20 protein-coding genes are annotated in these 22,344 nt (G+C 42.3%); 13 read left to right on the forward strand and 7 right to left on the reverse strand.

Features of this window, described 5'->3' with window-relative positions; genetic code table 11:
• Positions 1–126: 126 nt before the first annotated feature.
• The 5 genes from BGL89_RS09270 to BGL89_RS09290 all read left to right on the forward strand — a co-directional run bounded on the left by BGL89_RS09270 (position 127) and on the right by BGL89_RS09290 (position 8,376).
• Entirely contained in the window at positions 127–756 is a 630-nt protein-coding gene (locus BGL89_RS09270) for an FG-GAP repeat protein (protein WP_286825468.1), read from the forward strand.
• Positions 746–1,165, forward strand: coding sequence for an FG-GAP repeat domain-containing protein (locus BGL89_RS09275; protein ID WP_286825469.1), 420 nt, complete (start codon positions 746–748; stop codon positions 1,163–1,165). The genes BGL89_RS09270 and BGL89_RS09275 overlap by 11 nt, the downstream gene beginning before the upstream one ends.
• Positions 1,152–1,859 (forward strand): FG-GAP repeat domain-containing protein, encoded by a 708-nt coding sequence (locus BGL89_RS09280; protein WP_286825492.1) that lies wholly within the window; start codon positions 1,152–1,154, stop codon positions 1,857–1,859. The genes BGL89_RS09275 and BGL89_RS09280 overlap by 14 nt, the downstream gene beginning before the upstream one ends.
• Positions 1,835–5,017, forward strand: coding sequence for a beta strand repeat-containing protein (locus BGL89_RS09285; protein ID WP_286825470.1), 3,183 nt, complete (start codon positions 1,835–1,837; stop codon positions 5,015–5,017). The genes BGL89_RS09280 and BGL89_RS09285 overlap by 25 nt, the downstream gene beginning before the upstream one ends.
• 236 nt (positions 5,018–5,253) lie before the next feature.
• Positions 5,254–8,376 (forward strand): TIGR03032 family protein, encoded by a 3,123-nt coding sequence (locus BGL89_RS09290; RefSeq protein ID WP_286825471.1) that lies wholly within the window; start codon positions 5,254–5,256, stop codon positions 8,374–8,376.
• 148 nt (positions 8,377–8,524) lie between these two features.
• On the opposite strand, the gene BGL89_RS09295 is transcribed toward BGL89_RS09290, so the two are convergent.
• Positions 8,525–9,406, reverse strand: a complete 882-nt coding sequence (locus tag BGL89_RS09295) for a glutaminase (protein ID WP_286825472.1) — start codon at positions 9,404–9,406, stop codon at positions 8,525–8,527.
• A 12-nt stretch (positions 9,407–9,418) separates the two neighbouring features.
• On the opposite strand from BGL89_RS09295, the gene BGL89_RS09300 reads away from it, so the two are divergent.
• The gene (locus BGL89_RS09300; protein ID WP_286825473.1) at positions 9,419–10,645 is read left to right on the forward strand and encodes a molybdopterin molybdotransferase MoeA; all 1,227 of its coding nucleotides are present in this window, start codon (positions 9,419–9,421) and stop codon (positions 10,643–10,645) included.
• Positions 10,646–10,678: 33 nt separating this feature from the next.
• On the opposite strand, the gene BGL89_RS09305 is transcribed toward BGL89_RS09300, so the two are convergent.
• The 5 genes from BGL89_RS09305 to BGL89_RS09325 form a co-directional block, all read right to left on the reverse strand.
• Positions 10,679–12,319 carry an MBL fold metallo-hydrolase gene (locus BGL89_RS09305; protein ID WP_286825474.1) on the reverse strand — a complete coding sequence of 547 codons (1,641 nt, stop codon included), beginning with the start codon at positions 12,317–12,319 and terminating at the stop codon, positions 10,679–10,681.
• A 24-nt stretch (positions 12,320–12,343) separates the two neighbouring features.
• Positions 12,344–12,466 (reverse strand): DUF8629 family protein, encoded by a 123-nt coding sequence (locus BGL89_RS09310; RefSeq protein ID WP_002737208.1) that lies wholly within the window; start codon positions 12,464–12,466, stop codon positions 12,344–12,346.
• 421 nt (positions 12,467–12,887) lie between these two features.
• Positions 12,888–13,418 (reverse strand): HNH endonuclease, encoded by a 531-nt coding sequence (locus BGL89_RS09315; protein WP_286825475.1) that lies wholly within the window; start codon positions 13,416–13,418, stop codon positions 12,888–12,890.
• A 15-nt stretch (positions 13,419–13,433) separates the two neighbouring features.
• On the reverse strand, positions 13,434–13,796 hold the full coding sequence (locus tag BGL89_RS09320) for a hypothetical protein (RefSeq protein ID WP_286825476.1): 363 nt from the start codon (positions 13,794–13,796) through the stop codon (positions 13,434–13,436).
• Entirely contained in the window at positions 13,793–14,488 is a 696-nt protein-coding gene (locus tag BGL89_RS09325; protein WP_286825477.1) for a hypothetical protein, read from the reverse strand. The genes BGL89_RS09320 and BGL89_RS09325 overlap by 4 nt, the downstream gene beginning before the upstream one ends.
• 289 nt (positions 14,489–14,777) lie before the next feature.
• On the opposite strand from BGL89_RS09325, the gene cysK reads away from it, so the two are divergent.
• On the forward strand, positions 14,778–15,737 hold the full coding sequence (cysK, locus tag BGL89_RS09330) for a cysteine synthase A (RefSeq protein WP_286825478.1): 960 nt from the start codon (positions 14,778–14,780) through the stop codon (positions 15,735–15,737).
• 216 nt (positions 15,738–15,953) lie between these two features.
• On the opposite strand, the gene BGL89_RS09335 is transcribed toward cysK, so the two are convergent.
• Complete coding sequence (locus BGL89_RS09335) at positions 15,954–16,682, reverse strand: hypothetical protein (protein ID WP_286825479.1); 729 nt, start codon at positions 16,680–16,682, stop codon at positions 15,954–15,956.
• 520 nt (positions 16,683–17,202) lie between these two features.
• Between BGL89_RS09335 and BGL89_RS09340 the strand changes: the two genes are divergently transcribed.
• From BGL89_RS09340 to BGL89_RS09365, 6 genes are all read left to right on the forward strand, one after another.
• Positions 17,203–18,312 (forward strand): T6SS phospholipase effector Tle1-like catalytic domain-containing protein, encoded by a 1,110-nt coding sequence (locus tag BGL89_RS09340; RefSeq protein ID WP_286825480.1) that lies wholly within the window; start codon positions 17,203–17,205, stop codon positions 18,310–18,312.
• Positions 18,313–18,374: 62 nt separating this feature from the next.
• Complete coding sequence (locus tag BGL89_RS09345; protein ID WP_286825481.1) at positions 18,375–19,334, forward strand: glycoside hydrolase family 75 protein; 960 nt, start codon at positions 18,375–18,377, stop codon at positions 19,332–19,334.
• A 46-nt stretch (positions 19,335–19,380) separates the two neighbouring features.
• A complete protein-coding gene (locus tag BGL89_RS09350; protein ID WP_286825482.1) occupies positions 19,381–20,103 on the forward strand; it encodes a CHAP domain-containing protein in 723 nt (240 codons plus the stop codon).
• Positions 20,104–20,218: 115 nt separating this feature from the next.
• Positions 20,219–20,701 (forward strand): CHAP domain-containing protein, encoded by a 483-nt coding sequence (locus tag BGL89_RS09355; RefSeq protein WP_286825483.1) that lies wholly within the window; start codon positions 20,219–20,221, stop codon positions 20,699–20,701.
• Positions 20,702–20,714: 13 nt separating this feature from the next.
• The gene (locus BGL89_RS21230; protein WP_353743921.1) at positions 20,715–21,161 is read left to right on the forward strand and encodes a DUF6636 domain-containing protein; all 447 of its coding nucleotides are present in this window, start codon (positions 20,715–20,717) and stop codon (positions 21,159–21,161) included.
• Positions 21,162–21,198: 37 nt separating this feature from the next.
• Complete coding sequence (locus BGL89_RS09365) at positions 21,199–22,257, forward strand: DUF3616 domain-containing protein (protein WP_286825485.1); 1,059 nt, start codon at positions 21,199–21,201, stop codon at positions 22,255–22,257.
• The last annotated feature ends 87 nt before the right edge of the window (positions 22,258–22,344 follow it).

A 22,344-nucleotide genomic window follows, 5' to 3' on the forward strand; every position in this document is an offset into this window, starting at 1 on the left:
TTAGAAACCCGTTTTCTTTGAGAAACCCGTTTTCTGGTAATCAATGTTAATTTATGTTATAGTACCCTTGAAAAATTGGCGATTGTTTGCACAAAATAGTCGCAGTAAACCCTTCTGGTGAATATCATGAATCTTTCCCTGTTGCCGATTATTCCTGCTGTTGACGATATTTTGTTTAATTTCGCTCAATCTGATGGCTTTTGGGCGAATTTAGAAACCGCTTTTGGCACAAATTATGATGTGGTTAAAGCGACGCAATTACGACAGCAGTGGCAAAGTCGAGATTTTAGTCAACTTCCCCCTATTACAGTTAAAAATCTTGGCAATTCAGGGATTTTCGGCGCATATTCCAGCAGTACCAATAGGATTTATATTTCTCAAGCGCTGATTGATTCGGGTGACGCTACCACCCTCAGCGCGGTGTTATTAGAAGAAATTGGGCATTTTATCGACGCGCAAATCAACAGCAGCGATACGCCGGGGGATGAGGGGCAGTTATTTTCGGCGTTGGTGCGGGGAGAAGTGCTGACAGAGGAGCAAATCGCGGCGATACAAAGCGAAAATGACGCGGCGACTATTACCGTTGATGGGCAAGCGATTAGTGTGGAAATGGCCTTTGGTGCCGCCACTAACTTTTCTGCGGGGAGTGGTCTCTATTCCGTGACGGTAGGGGACTTCAACGGCGACGGCAAATCTGACTTGGCTGTGGCGAACCGTGACGGCAACAACGTATCGGTGCTATTACGTGGGGAATAGTCCCGCTTCCGTAACGGTAGGGGACTTCAACGGCGACGGCAAATCCGATTTGGCTGTGGCGAACAATTCCAGCAACAACGTCTCGGTGCTATTAGGAACCGGCACGGGCAGTTTTGGACCCGCCACTAACTTTACCGTGGGGAGTGGTCCCTTTTCCGTAACGGTAGGGGACTTCAACGGCGACGGCAAATCCGATTTGGCGGTGGCGAACCTTTTAACCAACAACGTCTCGGTGTTATTAGGAACCGGCACGGGCAGTTTTGGACCCGCCACTAACTTTACCGTGGGGAGTGGTCCCTTGTCCGTGACGGTAGGGGACTTCAACGGTGACGGCAAATCCGATTTGGCTACGGCGAACAATTCCAGCAACAAGCGACGGCAAATCCGATTTGGCTGTGGCGAACTATAGTAGCAACAACGTCTCGGTGCTATTAGGAACCGGCACGGGCAGTTTTGGACCCGCCACTAACTTTACCGTGGGGAATAGTCCCCGTTCCGTGACGGTAGGGAACTTCAACGGCGACGGCAAATCCGATTTGGCTGTGGCGAACCGTTTCAGCAACAACGTCTCAGTCCTCCTCAATACCACCCCCAAAATCACCATCGCCTCCGGCACCAACCCCGTAGAAGGGGGAACCTTCGGCACCTTCATCATCACCCTAGACACCGCCGCGCCAGTGGGCGGTTTAACGGTCAACTTCAACACCACTGGCAGTACCGCTACCATTCCTGCCGACTATACTTTGACTGCGGGTACAAATATCACGGCGGTGACAGCCAATACATTTACTATCGCCGCCGGAGCCACCACCGCTACCCTCAATGTCGTCGCGGTATCCGATGCGGTAAATGACCCCAACGAAACCGTTAAAGTCAACCTGACATCGGGGGGAGACTACATCCTTGGTGCCAACTCCAGCACCAGCTTTAATCCTGCTACTAACTTTTCTGCGGGGCGTGGTTCCTATTCCGTGACGGTAGGGGACTTCAACGGCGACGGCAAATCTGACTTGGCTGTGGCGAACCGTGACGGCAACAACGTATCGGTGCTATTATCGGTGCCGCCACTGACTTTTCTGTGGGGATTACACCCTATTCCGTGACGGTAGGGGACTTCAACGGCGACGGCAAATCCGATTTGGCTGTGGCGAATTTTGGCATTGGCAGCAACGTATCGGTGCTATTAGGAACCGGCACGGGCAGTTTCGGCACCGCCACCAACTTTTCCGTGGGGAATAGTCCCATTTCCGTGACGGTAGGGGACTTCAACGGCGACGGCAAATCCGACTTGGCTGTGGCGAACTATAGTAGCAACAACGTCTCGGTGCGATTAGGAACCGGCACGGGCAGTTTCGGCACCGCCACTAACTTTTCCGTGGGGAGTGGTCCCTTTTCCGTGACGGTAGGGGACTTCAACGGCGACGGCAAATCCGATTTGGCTGTGGCGAACCGTAACAGCAACAACGTCTCAGTGCTATTAGGAACCGGCACGGGCAGTTTTGGACCCGCCACTAACTTTACCGTGGGGAGTGGTCCCTTTTCCGTGACGGTAGGAGACTTCAACGGCGACGGCAAATCCGATTTGGCTGTGGCGAACAATTCCAGCAACAACGTCTCAGTGCTATTAGGAACCGGCACAGGCAGTTTTGGACCCGCCACTAACTTTTCCGTGGGGAATAGTCCCTGTTCCGTGACGGTAGGGGACTTCAACGGCGACGGCAAATCCGATTTGGCTGTGGCGAACAATTCCAGCAACAACAATGACAATGTCTCAGTGCGATTAGGAACCGGCACAGGCAGTTTTGGACCCGCCACTAACTTTACCGTGGGGAGTGGTCCCTTTTCCGTGACGGTAGGGAACTTCAACGGCGACGGCAAATCCGATTTGGCTGTGGCGAGCCGTTTAACCAACAACGTCTCAGTCCTCCTCAATGCCGACCCCACTGCCACCGTCACCATTACCGATGTTTCTCAACCCCCGATTTCTCTTACTATCAACGACGTAACCGTTACCGAAGGCAATAGCGGCACAACCAACGCGGTCTTTACCGTGAGCCTTTCTAGTGCCGCCAGTACGGTTGTTAGCGTCAACTACGCCACCGCTAACGGTACAGCCACCGCCGGAACCGATTACACCGCTATTCCTACCACTACCTTAACCTTCAATCCGGGAGAAACTTCTAAAACGATTACAGTTCCAGTCAATGGCGATAATCAAGTTGAACTCAATGAGACATTTTTCCTCAATCTCAGCAATTTACAAGCCAATGGCAGTAATGTCACCCTAGCTGATAACCAAGGTCAAGGTACGATTAATAACGATGACAGTGCATCTATTGCGATTACTGATGTCACCATTACAGAAGGAAATAGCGGGACTACTAATGCAGTATTTACTGTCACCCTTTCTAATGCAGTTGATACAGCAGTAACGGTTAATTACGCCACAGCCAATGGAACCGCTACGACAGCAGATAATGATTATACGGCGATTGCTACTACTCCCTTAACCTTCAATCCAGGGGAGACTTCTAAGACGATTACAGTTGCTATCAATGGCGATACTAAAGTTGAAAGTAACGAGACTTTCTTCGTCAATCTGAGTAGTCTAAATGCTAATGGTCGTAACGTTACCATAGCCGATAACCAGGGACAGGGAACGATTGCTAATGATGATGTCATACTTCCTAGTATTACTCTTGCGGTTTCTCCTAGTAGTGTTACTGAAGACGGGACAAGTAATCTCATCTACACCTTTACCCGTAGTGGAGTAACAACAAATCTTTTGACAGTTAACTATAGTATTGGTGGGACAGCAAATAATGGAACTGATTACGCTTCTATTCCTACAGGTGTAACCTTTGCGGCTAATTTAGCGACTGCGACTTTAATAGTTGACCCCACTGCTGACACAACTGTTGAAAGTAACGAAACTGTTGCTTTAACTCTCGCGACCGGGACTGGTTATACAGTTGGGACAACTACCGCAGTTACCGGAACAATTAATAATGATGATACCAGTGTCACTCTTGCAGTTTCTCCCAGTAGTGTTACTGAAGACGGGACAGCTAACTTAGTCTATACCTTCACCCGTTCTGGTGTAACAACAAATGCTTTAACTGTCAATTACACAATCGGTGGGACAGCTACCAACGGGACAGACTACACATCTATTTCCACCAGTGTCACCTTTGCGGCTAATTCATCCACTGCGACTTTAATAGTTGACCCCACTGCTGACACAACAGTTGAACCCGATGAAACTGTCATTTTAACTCTTGCGACCGGGACAGGTTATACAGTAGGTACTCCTAATACAGCTACGGGTACTATTAATAATGACGACTTTTCCCAACTCTCCATCAATGACATCACCGTAGTCGAAGGTAAAGATAATAATGCCATCCTCACCGTCACAGTTGATAACCCCAATCCGCAACCAATTACCTTCAATTATACCACTGCACCGATTAATGCTACCGCCGATGTAGATTACACTAGCAAAACCGGAACTATCACCATTGCTGCTAATACTTCCACCGCTACTATTAGCATTCCCATCCTCAATGATAACCTCAACGAAGCCGATGAAGCTTTTACAATAACCCTGTCAAATCCAGTTAATGCTACCATTAACCCCGAAGGAGGAATAGGAGAAGTTATCATTACTGATACTTGGCAAAGCAGTCTCACTCGCACCCTACCCAATAATGTCGAAAACCTGAGACTAATTGGCAGTAATAATATTAACGGTACAGGTAACGCTGGTAACAATAATATCACCGGAAATAGTGGCATTAATCAAATTAATGGTGCTAATGGCGCTGATATTCTAACTGGTGGTCCAGGTGCAGATACTTTTATCTTCCAATTTGGCCAATCCACCATATCCGCAAGCGATAGTATCACGGATTTTGCCATCAATAGTGATAAAATCGACTTATTAACTCAAGGCGGACTCGCCACCAATGCACCGATTAGTTTCAGTCGCGCTGCTAATAGCACTGTCACCACTTTACAGAATTTAGTCAATCAAGTATTTACTGATGCCAATGGAGCCACCACAGGCAATCAAGGATTAGGGGTTAATAGTGCTGCCTTAGTGCAAGTAACAACTGGTGCGATCGCTGGAACTTATCTAATTATTAATGATAGCACAGATGGCTTCCAATCCAGCAATGATTTATTAGTAAATATCACTGGATTTACTGGTACTTTACCTGCTTTAGGAAGCATTAATGTTAGTAGCTTCTTTATCTAAGTGTCTAAGCTCTCCTTCTAAGTCACCTAGAAAACGGGTTTCTTCAAGAAACTATTTAGAAACCCGTTTTCTTTCTATTTAGAAACCCGTTTTCTGTGCGTTAGGCAGCTACCAATTCCGTCAAAAAACCAAAATTAACAATCCGCCGTAACGCACCAACTCTATTATTAGATTGGTGCGTTACGCTATCGCTAACACACCCTACAGGCTAACACACCCTACAGGCTAGACAACCGATGAATACACAACTATCAACTCCCAATACTAATCAATCTATCCCCGTAGAAATAATTGCTTCCCGTAACTTCATTGATTGGTTAGAGTCTCAGCAGATTAGTCTGGCTTTTACTACCTATCAAAGTTCTCGACTGATGTTTTTAGGAGTTAACCCTCAAAGGGGGATGTCGGGATTTGAGCGGATATTTGACCGCGCCATGGGTTTATATGCTACCCCAGAAAGGATTTATCTTAGTTCCCGCTATCAAATCTGGCAACTAGATAATGTGCTATTATCCGAACAGCTTTATGATGGTTACGATAAACTTTATATCCCCCGCATTAGTTATACTACTGGGGATTTAGATATTCACGATTTGGCAATAGAAAATCTATCTGAAAGAATTATATTTATCAGTACCATGTTAAATTGTCTGGCAACAGTCAGCGATCGCCATAGTTGTATTCCCCTATGGAAACCATCGTTTATTTCCGCTTTAGTCAATGAAGATCGTTGTCATCTCAATGGTTTAGCTTTGGTAGATGGGAAGGCGCGTTATGTTACCGCTTGTAGTCAATCAGATGTGGTGGATGGGTGGAGAGATAGAAGACAAACTGGCGGTTGTGTCATTGATATTCAGTCTAATGAAGTGATTGCTACTGGTTTATCTATGCCTCATTCTCCCCGATTTTATCAGGGTAAGTTATGGTTATTAAATGCGGGTACGGGTTACTTTGGTTATATTGAGCAAGACAAAGGCATTTTTGAGCCTGTTACTTTTTGTCCTGGTTTTCTGCGTGGTTTAGCATTTGTCGGAAATTATGCCATTGTTGGATTATCTAAAAGTCGTGGGGGAGATAAGACTTTTTCGGGGTTAATCTTAGATGATAATTTAATGGCTAAAGAAGCAGAACCTCGCTGTGGTCTGCTAATTATTGATTTGAAAACAGGTGAAGTTATTCACTGGATACGCTTAGAAGGTGAAGTTACCGAACTTTATGATATACAAATCTTAGAAGGAGTTAAACGTCCCCAAGCTTTAGGATTTCAAAATGATGACATCAGTAAAATTATTACTCTCGATCCTATTTCTCCTTTAGTTGGAGGAAATATAGCAAATAATCAGCTTGATACTTCGCCAGCAGATACCCTTTATCAGCAAGCATACACCTTGCAAAAACAGGTTAAGCTTGAAGAAGCGATCGCTCTCTATCAACAATTAATTAATCAATCTCCCCAATATGCACCTGCTTGGCATCAGTTGGGGGTGATCATGGATAGTTTAGGACAAATTAATCAAGCTATTTTGGCTTATAAGCAAGCTTTATTGATTAATCCTAATTATGCAGAAGCTCACAATAATTTAGGAATAATAGCAGTTAGCAATGGAAATTTAGACGAGGCGATTATTTGCTTTAACAAAGCCATTTGTGGCAATCAAAACTATGCTTTTGCTGATAATAATTTAGGTTTAGTCTTACAAATGCAGGATAAGTTAGGGGATGCCAGGGTCAAGTTTCAAGAAGCAATCAGGAAAAACCCTAATTATTCAGAAGCACACTTTAATTTAGGCAATGTGTTACAACTACAGGGAAAGACTGAAGAAGCGATCGCTTATTTTCAAGCAGCAATTAAGCTTAATCCTAAATACATTAAAGCTTATAATAGTTTGGCTTTAGCTTTAGGAAGACAGGACAAAGTAGAAGCAGCTATGAGCGTATTTAAGCAAGCTTTAGCCATTCAACCTAATTCATTAGAGGCTTTTGCTTGCTTATTTTCTATGAAGGAAATGACTTGTAATTGGAACACAAGAGAAGCTGATTTAATCCAACTTTGGCAATTAACCGAAAAACAGTTACAAGAGGGAAAATCTACCGCAGTAACTCCCTTTGATACCTTATATAAACCTTGGTCTGCTAGTCAACAGTTGAAAGTAGCTTGTAACTATGCTCAAGAGGTTAAAAGACAATTAGCCTTAGGGACTAAATCCCTCAACTTTAACCATTCCCGCACCCGATCTGGACGATTAAAAATAGGTTATTTATGCCATGATTTTCGTAACCATCCCACCAGTCATTTGATGCAAAGTGTGTTTGGTTTACATGATCGCAATAACTTTGAAATAATTGCCTATTCCTATGGTCCTGATGATGGTAGTGAATATCGTCGTCGCATTGCTAATGATTGCGATCGCTTTTATGATATTGCTACTTTATCAATTACGGAATCTGCACAACGGATTTTTAATGATGGGGTGCATATTTTAGTTGATTTGATGGGGTATATTGATAAGGCGCGGACGCAAATATTGGCTTTAAAACCTGCACCGATTCAAGTTAATTATTTGGTTTATCCGGGGACAATGGGAGCAGATTTTATCGACTATATTATTAGTGATGCCATAGTTACCCCACCGGAATCTGCTGATAATTTTACTGAAAAATTAGTAATTTTACCGGATAGTTATCAGGCTAATGATTATCAACAAATTATATCATCTAAACCTGTTACTCGTTCCCAGTATGGTCTTCCTGAATCGGGTTTTGTCTTTTGTTGTTTCAACCATACCTATAAAATTGAGCCGCAAATATTCACTGTATGGATGCAAATTTTGGCTAATGTTCCCGGTAGTGTGTTATGGTTATTTTCGAGAGTAGCTGAAGCTGAAGCAAATCTACGTCGGGAAGCACAAGCGCGAGGAATTGAGGGTGATCGCTTAATTTTTGCCCATCTCGAACCTAAGCCGGAACATTTGGCGCGACATCAACTAGCTGATTTATTTCTTGATACTTTATACTATAATGCTCATACTACTGGGAGTGATGCTTTATGGGCAGGTTTACCGATTATAACTTGTCCAGGTACAACTTTTCCTTCCCGTGTTGGTGCTAGTTTACTGACAGCTATTGGCCTACCTGAATTAATTACTAAGAATTTAGAGGAGTATAAAAATTTAGCGATTAATTTAGCAAAATCTCCTGATAAATTGCAGGAAATTAAACAGAAACTAGCCCAAAATCGTCTTACTTATCCGTTATTTGATACCCTTCGTTTTACCCGCAATTTAGAAAAAGCTTATAGGACAATGTGGGATATTTATGCTGCGGGAAAATCACCAGAGATGATCAGGATAGCCAATTGATCACTGGAATTATCAGGGTAAGCGCATCTTAACAATCCTTGACAAAATCAACTTTATCCCTCCCAGTTTTCACGGTACTTGGCAAGAAAAATCAGAAAAAGTATCGGTATTTTTTTGAGGAATTAAAGCTTATTTTCATAGATTAAATTTACTTGACAAAATGACTTATATGTGTTAGCAAATTAAGTCCTAAAATTGAATTACCTTGCTCATTTAACAGCGGACTATAACAAGCAATAACGCCCTGTTCCGGTACAATTGATAATAACGCCCCACTGACTCCCGATTTAGTGGGAAAACCCACCTCAAGGGCGAATTGTTGGGAAGCTTCGTAGAGTCCACAATTAGTCATAATTTCTAGAATAATTTCACCAAAAGGAGCAGCTAAAATCAACTTACCTAAATTAGCAAGATCGGCAATTTTTCCAGATAAACAACAGATTCGATTGTAGGTTTCTAGGGCTAAATAACGATGACTAATATAACCATTTTTTTCTAATTCTAAGCTTAAAGCTTGATTGTGTGCTTTAGGATAGGAGTGAACAGACTCAAGCACAGAGTGATCGAGAAATAATTGACAATTACCCATTTCATTTAACCATAAAAGCAAATTTTCACAGCGAGATTCTGGCGTTTCTCCTGCTAATAAATCCGTCAAGGCGATCGCGCCACTGTTAATCATAGGATTACGGGGAAAACCGCGATCCTCTTGCAGTTGAGTTAAGGAATTAAAAGGATAACTAGAAGCTTCTTTTCCCACGCGACGAAAAACAGCATCTTCCCCTAAATGAGTTAAAAGATATAATAACAAAAAAGGTTTAATCACACTCATCAAAGGAAAAGTTACAGTTTCATCTCCCCAAGACAAAATCTCCCCCTCAAGACAGTGAATCTGGAGAGCGAAAACCTCGGTATTAACTTGGTTCAAAACCGGTATATAATAGGGAGTCTGACCCTTCAGATCCGATAAATGCACTTCCCCGACCCAAGCTTGTATATCTTCCACCCTTAATCTAGCTAATCGGTTCATTTTTTTAAATCCATGTACTCAGTCAAAGAAGCAGAATCTATAATTTTAACTCAAATTCAACCCCGACAAGAAACAGAAAAAGTTTCTCTAGAGGCAGCTTTTGGGCGCATTTTAGCCGAAGATATCAGCAGTGATTTAGACTTTCCCTATTGGGATAATTCTGCTATGGATGGCTATGCTGTCCGCTACGAAGATGTCAAAGACACTAATCCAGAAAATCCTGTTACTTTAAAGATTATCGCCGAAATTCCCGCCGGCAAAGTCCCCGAAAAAATTATTCAACCCGGAGAAACAGCCCGAATATTTACAGGAGCAATGTTACCCGCCGGCAGTGATACGATTATTATGCAGGAAAATACTGACAAAAAAGGCGAGCGAGTGGCGATTCTTATCCCTCCCGAAAAAATAGGTCTTTTCGTGCGTCAACGCGGCACATTCTATCGAGCGGGAAATACCTTATTAAAAGCTGGTATTGCCCTTAATTCCCCAGAAATAGCGGTTTTAGCCACGGCACAAGCTACCGAATTAACAGTGTTTTCCCGTCCCCAAGTGGCAATTTTCTCCACGGGAGATGAATTAATTAATCCCGATGAAACCCTCCAAAAAGGTCAAATTATTGACTCGAATCGCTACGCTTTAACCGCATTTGTCGCCAGTTTAGGGGCAATTCCCAGACCCTTAGGTATAATCAAAGATAATCCCGATCTTCTCAGAGAAACGATCAGAAAAGCCATTAATTCTAGTGCTATCGTCCTTTCCACCGGCGGTGTTTCCGTAGGAGATTACGATTATATCGAGGGAATTTTAGGGGAATTAGGGGGAAAAATTCTGATTAGCAGCGTTGCTATTCAACCGGGTAAACCCCTAACCTTTGCTACTTTTCCTAACGGTTGTATTTACTTTGGTATCCCCGGTAATCCCGTCTCTGCTTTAGTTTGCTGTTGGCGCTTCGTGCAAATGGCCATTAAAAAATTATCGGGATTGACAGAATATCAGAACAAATTTCTGCGAGTTGTCACCCGCGATACTCTCAAATCTAAGGGACAAAGAGAAGTTTATCTCTGGGGAAAAATAGAAATTATCGAGGGAGTTTATCAATTTCAACTCGCTTCCGGACAACACAATTCGGCTAATTTAATTAATTTAGCGGGTACTAATGCTTTAGCCATAATTCCCCAGGGTAAAACTACTATACAAGCGGGAGAAACAGTAGAAGTTTTGACTGGACTTCCCCTTTGAGAGCCAGTTTCAGATTTATTCAGCAAACCCTAATTATATATTGGCTTCAAAAACGGGACAATAGCCTTCGGCAACCACTTTAAAACCGTAGAGGGGAGAAGCGGGATTCCAACAGCGCTGACTTTTGTAGTGGACACAGACACGACAGCAATCCATCTCCTCTAAAGCTTTGGTGATGCGATTGGGACTCTCGCTTAATAATTCCCGTTGGGAGACTCCCCGTAATAATAATTCTTCCCCTTGCCAGCGCGCTTCCACCAGTCCCGTATCGGCGAAATTACTCCACCGGGGATCCCGGGTGATCGGCTCTGGTAAGGTGATAGTGACGATCAAATCCGATTCATTTAATTCTCCCTCATAGTAACTGGGGGCCGGGGGTGTCGGTTGCATAAAGCGATCGCCAATAGGCAATTCCACCAGAGTTCCCACGGCCGGAGAATGGAGTTGATAACGGCTTTGTAATTCTTCTAAACTGGTCAAATCCGCTAGATATAGGGGCGAGCCATGGACGAACATGATATGCTGTGGTCGCAGGTTATGGATCAGTTGGGTGGTGTTGCGACTATCGCTATGTTCGGCCAGTAGATAGGTTTCTTGGCTAATTAATCGCGAACGCTGTGCCGCTTTTAATCGGGGATTCTCCAGGTTGATATCGTGCAGGTGTTGGGGAGCTAACATTAACCAAGGTTTATCCCCTTGCAGATATTTACTCACCTCCTCTAGGCGATCGATTAGTAGAATTATCGGAGTGGTTCCCCCTAGAGGTGTCGGTTTTTCTGGCAACCTTCGCAACCGGGGACAGATGCGCTCATCCCAAAATAAGGGCTGATGTTTGGCAAAATTCTGGACAGATGCGGGAAATTGTGGTAAAATTTCTAGGTAGGCATCGCAAGCTTTAGCGATCTTGCCCCCAACCCAGATATCAATGTCGCGGCCTGTGAATTGGTGGTGCGACCGCAGTAATTTTAAAATTTCCTGACCCAATCCCAAAGCGGGGACGGGTAGTAAGACATTTTGCCCTTCAGCGATCGCCTGATAGATGCGATTCATCAACTGTTTTTCCTGCTGTCGTCGGTGGGGATGGCGTTCTGTGCCGTAACTGCCTTCAATAATCAGCACATCGGGGGATACTCCCCGCAGCAGATCGATCGATAATCCTTCCACCAGTTGAAAATTAGACAGGGAAAAATCGCCGGTATAGAGGACTTTATAGGTGCGTTTGGGGGTTTTGTAGGTGAATAGAACCACGGCGGCCCCAGGGAGGTGGCCAGCTGGAAAAATCTCGACGGTGAGATCATCAAAGAGAGTGATCGGCGATCGCCATGGACAACCCTGACAGAAACTGCCGATTTCCTCGGCAGCATCCGGCCATTGTAGGGGCAGCAGTTGTACTGTCACCTCACTGGCATAAACTGGCAATTGGGGATAGGTCTGATGGAGAGCCATTAACCCACGGATGTGATCGCTGTGGGCATGACTACAGAACACCAGATCCACGGGGGGTTTTTTGTTTTGGGTCAGGGGTTGCATATCGGCCAAACCGCAATCTAAAAGTATGCGATAGGGACCGATTTTCAGTAGGAGACAAACCCCTTCTGATGCGTGACCGACACCAAAAGGTAAACAGGATAAAAGGGATTTTGACCCCCAGACGGCAGTAGAGCGTTGAACCATGGCAACCCTGATCATGATGACTGGTTAGTGAGCGGAACCATTGCCATCGTAGTTATCGCTATCGTAAAAACCGTTGCGGGTGCCGAAAAAGAGACAAGAGACAGTGAATACGGCCGTCAATGCCAACAAGATTAATTTGATGTCCATATAATTAGTGCAACTCCTCAGAGGGTATCTCCCCTCATACTAACCTAACTTTTTCGGTTGTTAGCAGCTAGGTTTCGGATTTGTCCCTGGGTGCTCACCCTCTTTTAATAGTTAAACTTGCCAGTAATTTGTGATAATTTCACCAAAAACTACTGATAATTATCTGAAAAACTAGCATCTTTTGTCATAATAGTCAAGAAAATTTCACAAAAATTTAGCCGGACTTTAAATTCGCCTTTGCTAAAGTGCGACGTAATGATAGGTGTAAATTGTCTCTTTTAGACCTAAGGCAAAAGCAAACAAGTTATTCATTTTGACTCAGATTAGCTCAATTCAATTATAGTGGAATTTTACTATGAGTTTTCGATTAGAGTTGAAGGCTATTTAATCAGATTATAAACTTAATTAAAGTTTATTAAAATTAAAATTTGTTAAACTCTGCTAAGTCATTGGTCTTTTCAAGAAGAGGATAACGAAGTGCTGTTTCATCGACTAGGCTAGATAAATACTCATAAGTGTGACGAAGTTCATAGGCATTATCATCACTTTTTGCTTGGTTACACTGCCAGCAGACCAGTTGTAAGTTGTCAAAATCAAACATTTTTTCGGGACAGCGGGCTTTATTAATTATATGATCGATAGTGACATAATTGGGATGAAAAAATATCTGATTGATTTGATTAATAACTTTTTCCCCTTGAGAATTATTATATTCGTAACCCCTTTTGACCGCTTCTGACTGAGAAGAAGTTTTAAATTCTTCGCCATGTTTCATCTTTTTGCCACAAAAAGGACAGGGTTTTTCTTTGGCCATTGTTCGATATTGATTCGGGCTAATTAATCCTTTTTGGGGATGTTCGATAACTGCTAGATGTTGATTAGCATTCCAGATTTCTGCAATTTCATCGGAGCTATATAATTGAGACAACTTTGATTTTGATATTTTAGTCATGGCAGTACAGAATAATCATAATAAAGGATATTTAGCCAAAGCTTTATCTGCTATTTCATGCAAATTTTTAGAGATTTTTTCTAACTCTTGTTTTCCTTCCTCAGACATTTTTTTGGCATTTTCAGACTCAATAATTGCTAAATCAATGGCTTTGACAAGACTTCCCTTATTTAATTCATGCTCAAATAAACTGACAACTTTATAAGTATTATTTTTAAAATCCTGAAGAAGCTCCCAAGAGCTTTTAACCTTTCCCCAGCCGATATTATAATAGCCCTTTTTTCTCGCTTGTCTTTGTTGCTCTGGGGAAAGACCATGAAATACTTCACTATTTCTTTTTTGCCATTGGCGATAGCTCATTTCTTTTAGTAAATTCATTGCTTCAGTTCCTGGTCATCTGCAAAGTAACGAGTGATTTCTTGCCACTTTTTATCGCCATAGTTATTAATAATATATTTTTTAATATCCCCCAGTTGTCTTCGTAGTTTATCATTAGTTTTTTCCAGAGATTCAACTGTAGAGATTGCTCGCTCTTTTATTTGTGTAATCCCATCCTGTTGTTGCTGAATAGTATTTTTTAGATCGCTCACCGCTAGATTATAACTGTCTTTATGAACTAATTCCTTTTCCAGTAAAGCCTGTTGACGTTCCCGGGCAGTTTTAGATAGACTAGCCTTTAACCATTGACCTAAACGATAAATCTCAGATTGATCAAAGTCTAATAAATCTTGACGTAACTGCTCTAATTTTTGTAGCAATTCATTAACTTTTTCTTGCCAATAACTGACTTCTTGTTTAAGCTCAACATTCTCGTTGTATAAATTCTGATTACTTTTTCCTAACTGTTCAATTTTGCCCTCGTGTCTGGATATTTGCAAGGACTGATTTGAATTAACTTTGGCTCTATCATTTCGTTCTTGTATGATAATCTGGAACAATTCCGCCGCTACAGGATCATCAAGATGTTCTACAATCCATTCTAGATGACGTGCTTTTAAACTATCGATCAAATAGCCCTTAATTTCTATGTGTTGTTCTTTCAATATAGCTAGATTAGATTGAATGGTCATGACCGTAATTCTGACTTTAGTAACTTAATCTATAGTTATTTTAATACAAGTATAAGCTTTTGGAAAAAAGCAATCTTATTCGGTCATAGTAGTTTTGCCTGTTTCTGGGAATCAACTCGGACCGACTGAAGAAACAAAGGAAAATGGAAATTTTGCCGATCTAGGGCTGGCCTTTGCTATAAGTGAGCTATATAGCGCCTCCTTGGCTAGTGAGGAAATTCTCAAACGCTAAAGCACAGAGCTTACCGCTATAACTAAGCACACGAATCACCTAGACCGAGAAAATATCATGCGTATCGCTCACGATGTCACCGAATTGGTTGGCCGCACACCTTTAGTACAATTGAATCGGATTCCCCAAGCGGAGGGCTGTCTTGGCCGAATTGTGATGAAATTAGAAGGGATGAATCCCGCTGCTTCCGTCAAAGACCGGATTGGCACTCACATGATTAATAGCGCCGAAAAAGCGGGTTTAATCAATCCAGAAACCACGGTTTTAGTGGAACCCACTTCTGGCAATACGGGAATTGCCCTAGCGATGACTGCGGCAGCTAAGGGTTATCGCTTAATTTTAACTATGCCGGAAACGATGAGTTTAGAGCGCCGGGCGATGTTAAAAGCCTACGGTGCTACCCTAGAACTTACCCCCGGTTCCCAAGGTATGAAAGGGGCAATTTTACGCGCTCAGGAAATCGTTGATAGTATCCCCAGCGCTTATATGTTGCAACAATTTCGCAACCCTTCTAACCCAGAAATTCACCGTCTCACCACTGCTGAGGAAATTTGGCAAGATACGGAGGGACAGGTAGATTTTATTGTTGCAGGTGTGGGTACTGGAGGCACGATTACGGGAGTCGCTGAGGCAATTAAACCCCGTAAACCTAGTTTTCAAGTAGTCGCGGTGGAACCTTTCAATAGTCCAGTGATTTCTGGTGGTAATCCCGGTCCCCATAAAATTCAAGGTATCGGTGCGGGTTTTATTCCGGAAGTTTTACGCACAGATCTGATTGATGAGGTAATTACTGTCAGTGATGAGGAAGCTTTTCAATTTGGTCGTCGTCTGGCAAAAGAAGAAGGTTTGCTTTCGGGGATTTCTTCCGGTGCTAATCTTTGTGCGGCGATTCAATTGGCCCAACGACCGGAAAATGAGGGTAAATTAATTGTGGTGATTCAGCCTAGTTTCGGGGAACGTTATCTGAGTACGCTGATGTTCCAAAATATCGAGGAGCGCGAGTTAACTTTGGTGTAAAAAAATATCGTCTTCAGCCTCTAGCAGTCAGCATTTAGTCTTAGCTTTAACTATAGCAGTTATCTTCATGGTGGGGTAGCATTCAGTTATCAGTTATCAGTTATCATACTAAATCCGGTTATTAAAAACTGATTATTTATTCTCCCTTTTGCCTCTCCTCATAAGTAGCCTATACTTAACGGATTTAGTATCAGATGTGAGTTTTCAGTTCACTGATTACTGTTTACTGTTCACTGATTTGAGGACGGATTTTCTCACCGATAGCGGCATTTGTAGAGGTTGCGGTTTGGTTGCTTCTTTGCTGGCAAAATTATCGAGTAAAGCCGATCGCACTTGCGTATCGGTTTCTCGCGAGAGAAGATAACGGAAGTATTCTTGGCATTGTTCTCGACGACTGGGGGAAAGTTGCATTTCACTTAAACGTCGGACTGCCATTAAGCGCATTAAGGGATCATTGACTGTTAATTTTTCTAACCAGCGATCAAAGTTTTTTGACTCATTTTGACCGCGATGGTCGAGAAAATGCCATCCTAGCAGGATTAAAGTCAAAACCGTGCCAAATCCTTGCAAAATTGAGGCCAGGGCCAACCAGCGATTTTCGGCATAAGTCCAAATTGCCAGAGCGAGATAGGTGGCTAAACTGCCCAAACCGCCACAGACTACCGCTAAAGTTAACTTACCGCTATCGGCACTGAAAAAAGCACGCCCCCACAGCCACAGCGAGCGCCAGTTTTGACCCTGGAGATGGTAAACTCCGATCATCGCCCCCACCCCGGTTAAAGTGGCCAAAACTAACTGCCAATTCCACGCCCAGAGGATCAAAAAACTAGCACAAGCTGCCGCCCATGTCAAGAATTGACGGGTTTTTTTTGCGGCGAGAGTTTTGATGACTCGACGCTGCAGAGCGGGGGAAAAATAGGGAGGAAGGCGGAATACTGAAGACACGGGAAGTTTTTCACTGAGGGTTTGATGATCACTATAGCCTGTTCTCAGGCAGACAGATCATTTTTCTTGGTAAAAATCCTTGTGGGAAAAGAGCGCAGTGCTAGGGTGGGCTAAAATTGCGATCGAGAATCGGCTAAAGTTCAGGTTGGCGAGCTTAGGTATTAAGATGGTTTGCAATCAAACTCAACTTTTTTTATTAATAAATAGCTCAACAATATTCTGTAAACTTATATACATAAATCTAAAGAAATGTATTAATTTGCCGTCTTTAGGGCAGCAAGTTCTGATAGACGATCTAAAGTAGTAAGTATAAATACCGCATCTAATTTTACCTAGTCACGCCAGCTATCTAACTCATCTATATCACTTCCGAACAGAGTTAGAACTTCCTTTGTCTTGGTTGAGTCTTGCGGAAATTTTACCTTAAGGAAAATCTCGATAATTTTGAGTCATGATTCACTAGAATCCTCAAATATTCCATAAACTGGCGAGTTTTAAGAAACCTAGGAGGTTCATCGCTATGAAAAGCCGTCTTATTGTTTGTTGTGATGGAACTTGGCAAGATTTAGGACAAGGTTATCCTACCAATGTTGTCAAAATGGTGCAAGCTATCACACCACTTGATGATAGTAAGGGCAACCCCATCCGTCAAATCATCTACTATGACGAAGGGATTGGGACAAAACAATCTAATGCCGAGGTAACTGATACTTTAATTAAAATTGCTGGAGGTGCTTTAGGCATTGGCATGGATCATAAGATTGAGGATGCCTATCGTTTTCTGTGCTTAAACTATCAACCTGAAGATGAAATTTATCTCTTTGGGTTTAGTCGGGGAGCTTACACTGTACGCTGTTTAGCTGGGTTAATTTATAATTGTGGTTTGTTGTATCGAGAATTTATCCGACAAATCCCCAAAGCCTACGAAATTTACCGAGAAAAACAAGACACAAATAACGCACCTAACGGTAAAAATGCCATTGATTTCCGTAATCAGTATGGACGACGAGTTCCCATTAAAGCCTTATGCTGTTGGGATACGGTTGCTTCTTTAGGTATCCCTGATATCGTCCATTCTCTGCACTTGGATGAAAAGTTCAACGAACGTTATCGCTTTTATGATTCGACCATCAATCCTACAATTGAAAAAGCGTTTCATGCAGTTGCCATTGATGAAATTCGTAAGGTCTTTGATGTAACACTAATGCGTCCCCATTCTACCCACATCAGACAACAAAAAGAACAAGTGGTTCAGGTTTGGTTTCCAGGGGGTCATGGTTGCGTTGGTGGAGGTTCTCAGGAAGAATCTGGCCTATCCGATGGAGCTTTATTGTGGATGATGGAACAAGTCGAAGCCTTGGGTTTGGCCTTAGATAAAAGTTATATTCAACATGGAGTTCATCCCAATTGTAGTGCGCGTTTTGATAATACGTCAAAATGGCCATTTAATGTAGCGGGAACAGCACCTCGTCAGTTTGAAGGGGATGTTAGCAATTTGCATGAAAGTGTTAAAAATCGCTGGACAGACCTGAATATTAATCCCCCTTATAAACCCGCTATTCCTGAAATTCAAATGATTCTTGAGAAAGAGCTTGGTGCTTTGAGAAAGAAAGAAATAGTCTCTGTTTAGCACTTCTCTCCCTCAAAAATGTCGCCCACACTTTACTTTTTACTTGACTGAGGATCAAATTAATGGTTATCAAAATTAATCAACCTAGTAATAATGCCACACTTGCCATGACAGATAATGTTACTTTTAAAGGCACTGCAAGTCATGAAATTGTTCGGATTGAGTTGTGGGCAGAAAATAAGTGGCACTTCGGTAATAGCTCAGTTTCTAATGGCAATTGGTCAGTCTCTTATCGTTTTACTGACAACGGTAAACGTAAAATTGAAGCGCGAGGATTTGATCAAGACAATCATTCTGTTGCTACTGAAAAGATTACTTTAGAAATTGCAGCTTCTTCCATAAGCTGTGAACCAAGAACGAAACTCTTTGAAATTGGCGGTCATTCTGTTTGGCAAATTGCAGGACAAACCGCTTTTTTCTATCAATCAAAAATGAGTATTGATGCCGATGGTGCGCCTAATGCTTATCACCCCGACAATATTGGCTTAGATGATCTAAAAAATGCCGGTTATCCAAATACGTCTTGGTGGAAGAATATTCTTGTCCCTGACCCTCAAAATCCTAATCGAGCTTATGAGCAAACCTCTGGACCCTATCAAGGTTATTTTGTCTCTATGACAGCTTTACAGGATGGAACTAAGGCAAAAACTGATCCCAGTCGCTATGTTGATTCTACTCGGATACCCTATATTGTTCTCCCCGGTGGTGGCAGTGCCGGGGCAAAACTGGGGGATTTTGCCGTGGTTTTTAATGGTAAAAACGGCAAGATTGTCAATGCGATTTGTGCAGATGTTGGTCCATCCAACAAAATTGGCGAGGGTTCAATTGCCCTTGCTGAAGCGTTGGGCATTCCTTCTAGTCCCCGAACAGGTGGTGTGAGTAGCGGTATTATGTATGTCGTTTTTCCAGGCTCGGGCAACGGTAAGCCGCGATTGCTCTCTGAGATTAACAGCGAAGCCGAAAAACATTTCAACAATTGGGGGGGAATGGCCAGGTTAAACGCTTGTTTTAGCCCATCTTAACCTAGAAAACTGCCAATTTACCTTTACTTTATCGAGGAATATCACTATGACTACTGCACAACAAGTTCTTCAAATTGCAGCCCGGGAAATTGGCTACAAAGAAAACCCAAAAAATTCTAACCATAATAAATTTGGTATTTGGTATGGTATGGATTATCAGCCTTGGTGTGCCATGTTTGTTTCCTATTGCTTTTACAATGCGGGCTTACCTTTACCTATTACTACACCTAAAGGGTTTGCTTATTGTCCTTATGGAGTGCAATGGTTTAGAAATAAAGGATGGTGGCATACAGATCCTCAAGTGGGTGATGTTGTTTTTTATGATTGGGGAGGTGATGATGTATCCGATCATGTCGGTATAGTTGAAAAAGTTAATTCTGACGGTTCAATTGTTGCTATTGAAGGGAATACCTCTGATGGTTTTGGTGACTCTAACGGTGGCGAAGTTTGCCGTAAAACTCAGAAAAAAGGGATTTTAGGTTATGGTCGTCCTCCTTATCATGGTCTAGTCCCCCCTGCTCAAGAGGAACATCCAGTTTGGGAACGTTTCATTGCTCTAACTAGCCCTTATATGCGAGGAGATGATGTCTTGCAGTGGCAACGACAAATGATTCACCGAGGTTGGAATCTTGAGGCTGATGGTGTCTTCAAGGAACGAGATGAGAATGTCCTAAAACAATTCCAAAAACAAAAAGGTCTAACAGTTGATGGTGTTCTTGGTCCTATCTCGTGGAATAAAGCATGGACAGCACCTATTACGCCCGACTAAGTGATTACTAGATGTGGGTGAGGTATGGGATTGAACAGAAAAATTAAGCCATACCTCATCTTTAAAAGCTTAAATTAACCTCAAAATCCAAGTAATTTAGGAAGAAACTAAAATTATGACGACTGCACAAGACGTTTTACAAATTGCCATTAGTGAAATAGGTACAAAAGAAACCCCTTCAGGTTCTGACCAAACTAAATACAATGCTTGGTATGGTATGAATCATGTTCCTTGGGCAGCAATATTTGTTTCTTACTGCTTTTATCATGCGGGTTTACCGTTAGAAATTACCACAGATAAAGGTTTTGCCTATCATCCCCACGCAAAAAAATGGTTTAAAGAACATGGATGGTGGCATACAACTCCTCAAGTCGGGGATATTGTCTTCTTTGACTGGGGAAATGATGGATCACCTGATAGCGTTGGCATTGTCGAAAAAGTAAATTCTGATGGTTCAATTGTTGCGATTCGAGGGAATGTTGATAATCAGGTTAAACGAGTAAACCATCAGGGAAGCACGATTATGGGTTATGGTCGTCCACCTTATCAAACTAGCAAACTAGATTCTGAACTTGATCAGGTATTGCTCAACTCCTAACAACATTAGTAACATGATTGAAACTCTAACAAATCAAGTTAGCATCCCTGTTTGTTTATCTTTGAGCGCCTGTGTTATAACCGTGCTGTCCAGTGAACTTAACGCGCAAAATCCCCCTAGCTTTGTGATGCCAAGTGGTAACATTTATTGCGCTCTAATTGGGAAAGATAATAATATGCTACGGTGCGAGACCCAAAGTATGTTAAATCCTCTACCCCCTCAACCTTATCCTAATTATTGTCAATTTGATTGGGGGGCCGGTTTTCTACTCCCTCAACAAGGTAAACCAGAAGTTCTTTGTATAAGTGATACCATTGCTGGTACTAACAACATCCTTTCTTATGGAAAAACTTGGCAACATTCAGGCTTTAAATGTATCTCACAAAGAACGGGATTAATGTGTAGTAACCCCGGGGGACACGGTTTCTTTCTGAGTCGTCAGCAGTGGAAGGTTTTTTGAAATCAAAAATTCACAATCTCCTGGGAGACAATAAATTATGAAAACCTATACCGTTCATCACCTTTTCCAACTATTATTAGGACTCAGCTTGACTCTTTTTCTCAGCTTGATTTTCCCGATCGCTCATATTAAGGCTGAGAATCTACTCGGAAAATATCCCGTCTGTGAACCCTCTGCGGTCGTTCAAGTAACCTGTTCAGAATCAGGAGGCAATTGCCTTTTAGTAGCAGATAATGAACAAAAAGACGTTCTATTTCTCTATCCTGTGAGTTCTAGCCAATTAGACTCAACTCGTCAAAGTCAGTTAGCCTTAGAGAAAAATATAAATGATATTGAAGCGATCGCAAAATTAGATAATAATAGAGTGCTTCTCTTCGGTTCTCACAGTCGTAACAATAAATGTGAGATCAAAGCAAATAGACAACGGTTTGTACAGGCTCAATTGTCGGGGAATCAATTAAAAACTATTGGCAAACTGATCCAAAGTCCTCCAATCAATTCTCAAGTTCTCTTCCAATATCTAGATGTGAATTCTAACAAGATTATCAGTGCCGTGAGTCGTGCTATTGATGAGGCGGAAACCCAAGCTGATCAATCATTAGGAGACAAAAATCGGTGTGAACAAGCTAATGCTTTTAATGCTGAAGGAGCAGTGGCGATTCCTGATCCTTTATCTCTTGAAAAATTCAAGATTTGGATAGGTTTACGTTCTCCCGTTGTCACATTAGACGCTAATAATTATGCTGTTTTACTATCAATGGCTAATCTGGATAACTATCAATTCGATGGTGCAACACTTCTAGATTTAGGGGGACGGGGAATCAGAGAAATTACCTTTGATAATAACCAGATTTGGGGAATTGCTGGCGGGCCGAAAGATGGTCAAGATAATTTCGTTTTTTGGAAACTATCGGCTGAGGATCTCAAACCGAATACGATCCTTAAACCTGAAATACTTCGAGAATTACCCCAGTCATCAGAAGGATTAGCGATCGTTGATGGAACAGCCTATATTTTGATTGATGGCGATAGTGGGGAGTCTGGAAATCATTGTGCAGTACCCGCCAAGTTTATGCAATTTACTGTCCCTAATTAGGGTCTGCTGAATAATGGTAAAACCCTTTTAAAATAAAGCTTTTGACCTGTTAAAGTCCGATGTGCATGCTGCGAAAATAGGATTGGG

Source organism: Microcystis sp. LSC13-02, assembly GCA_002282935.1.
Taxonomy (GTDB): domain Bacteria; phylum Cyanobacteriota; class Cyanobacteriia; order Cyanobacteriales; family Microcystaceae; genus Microcystis.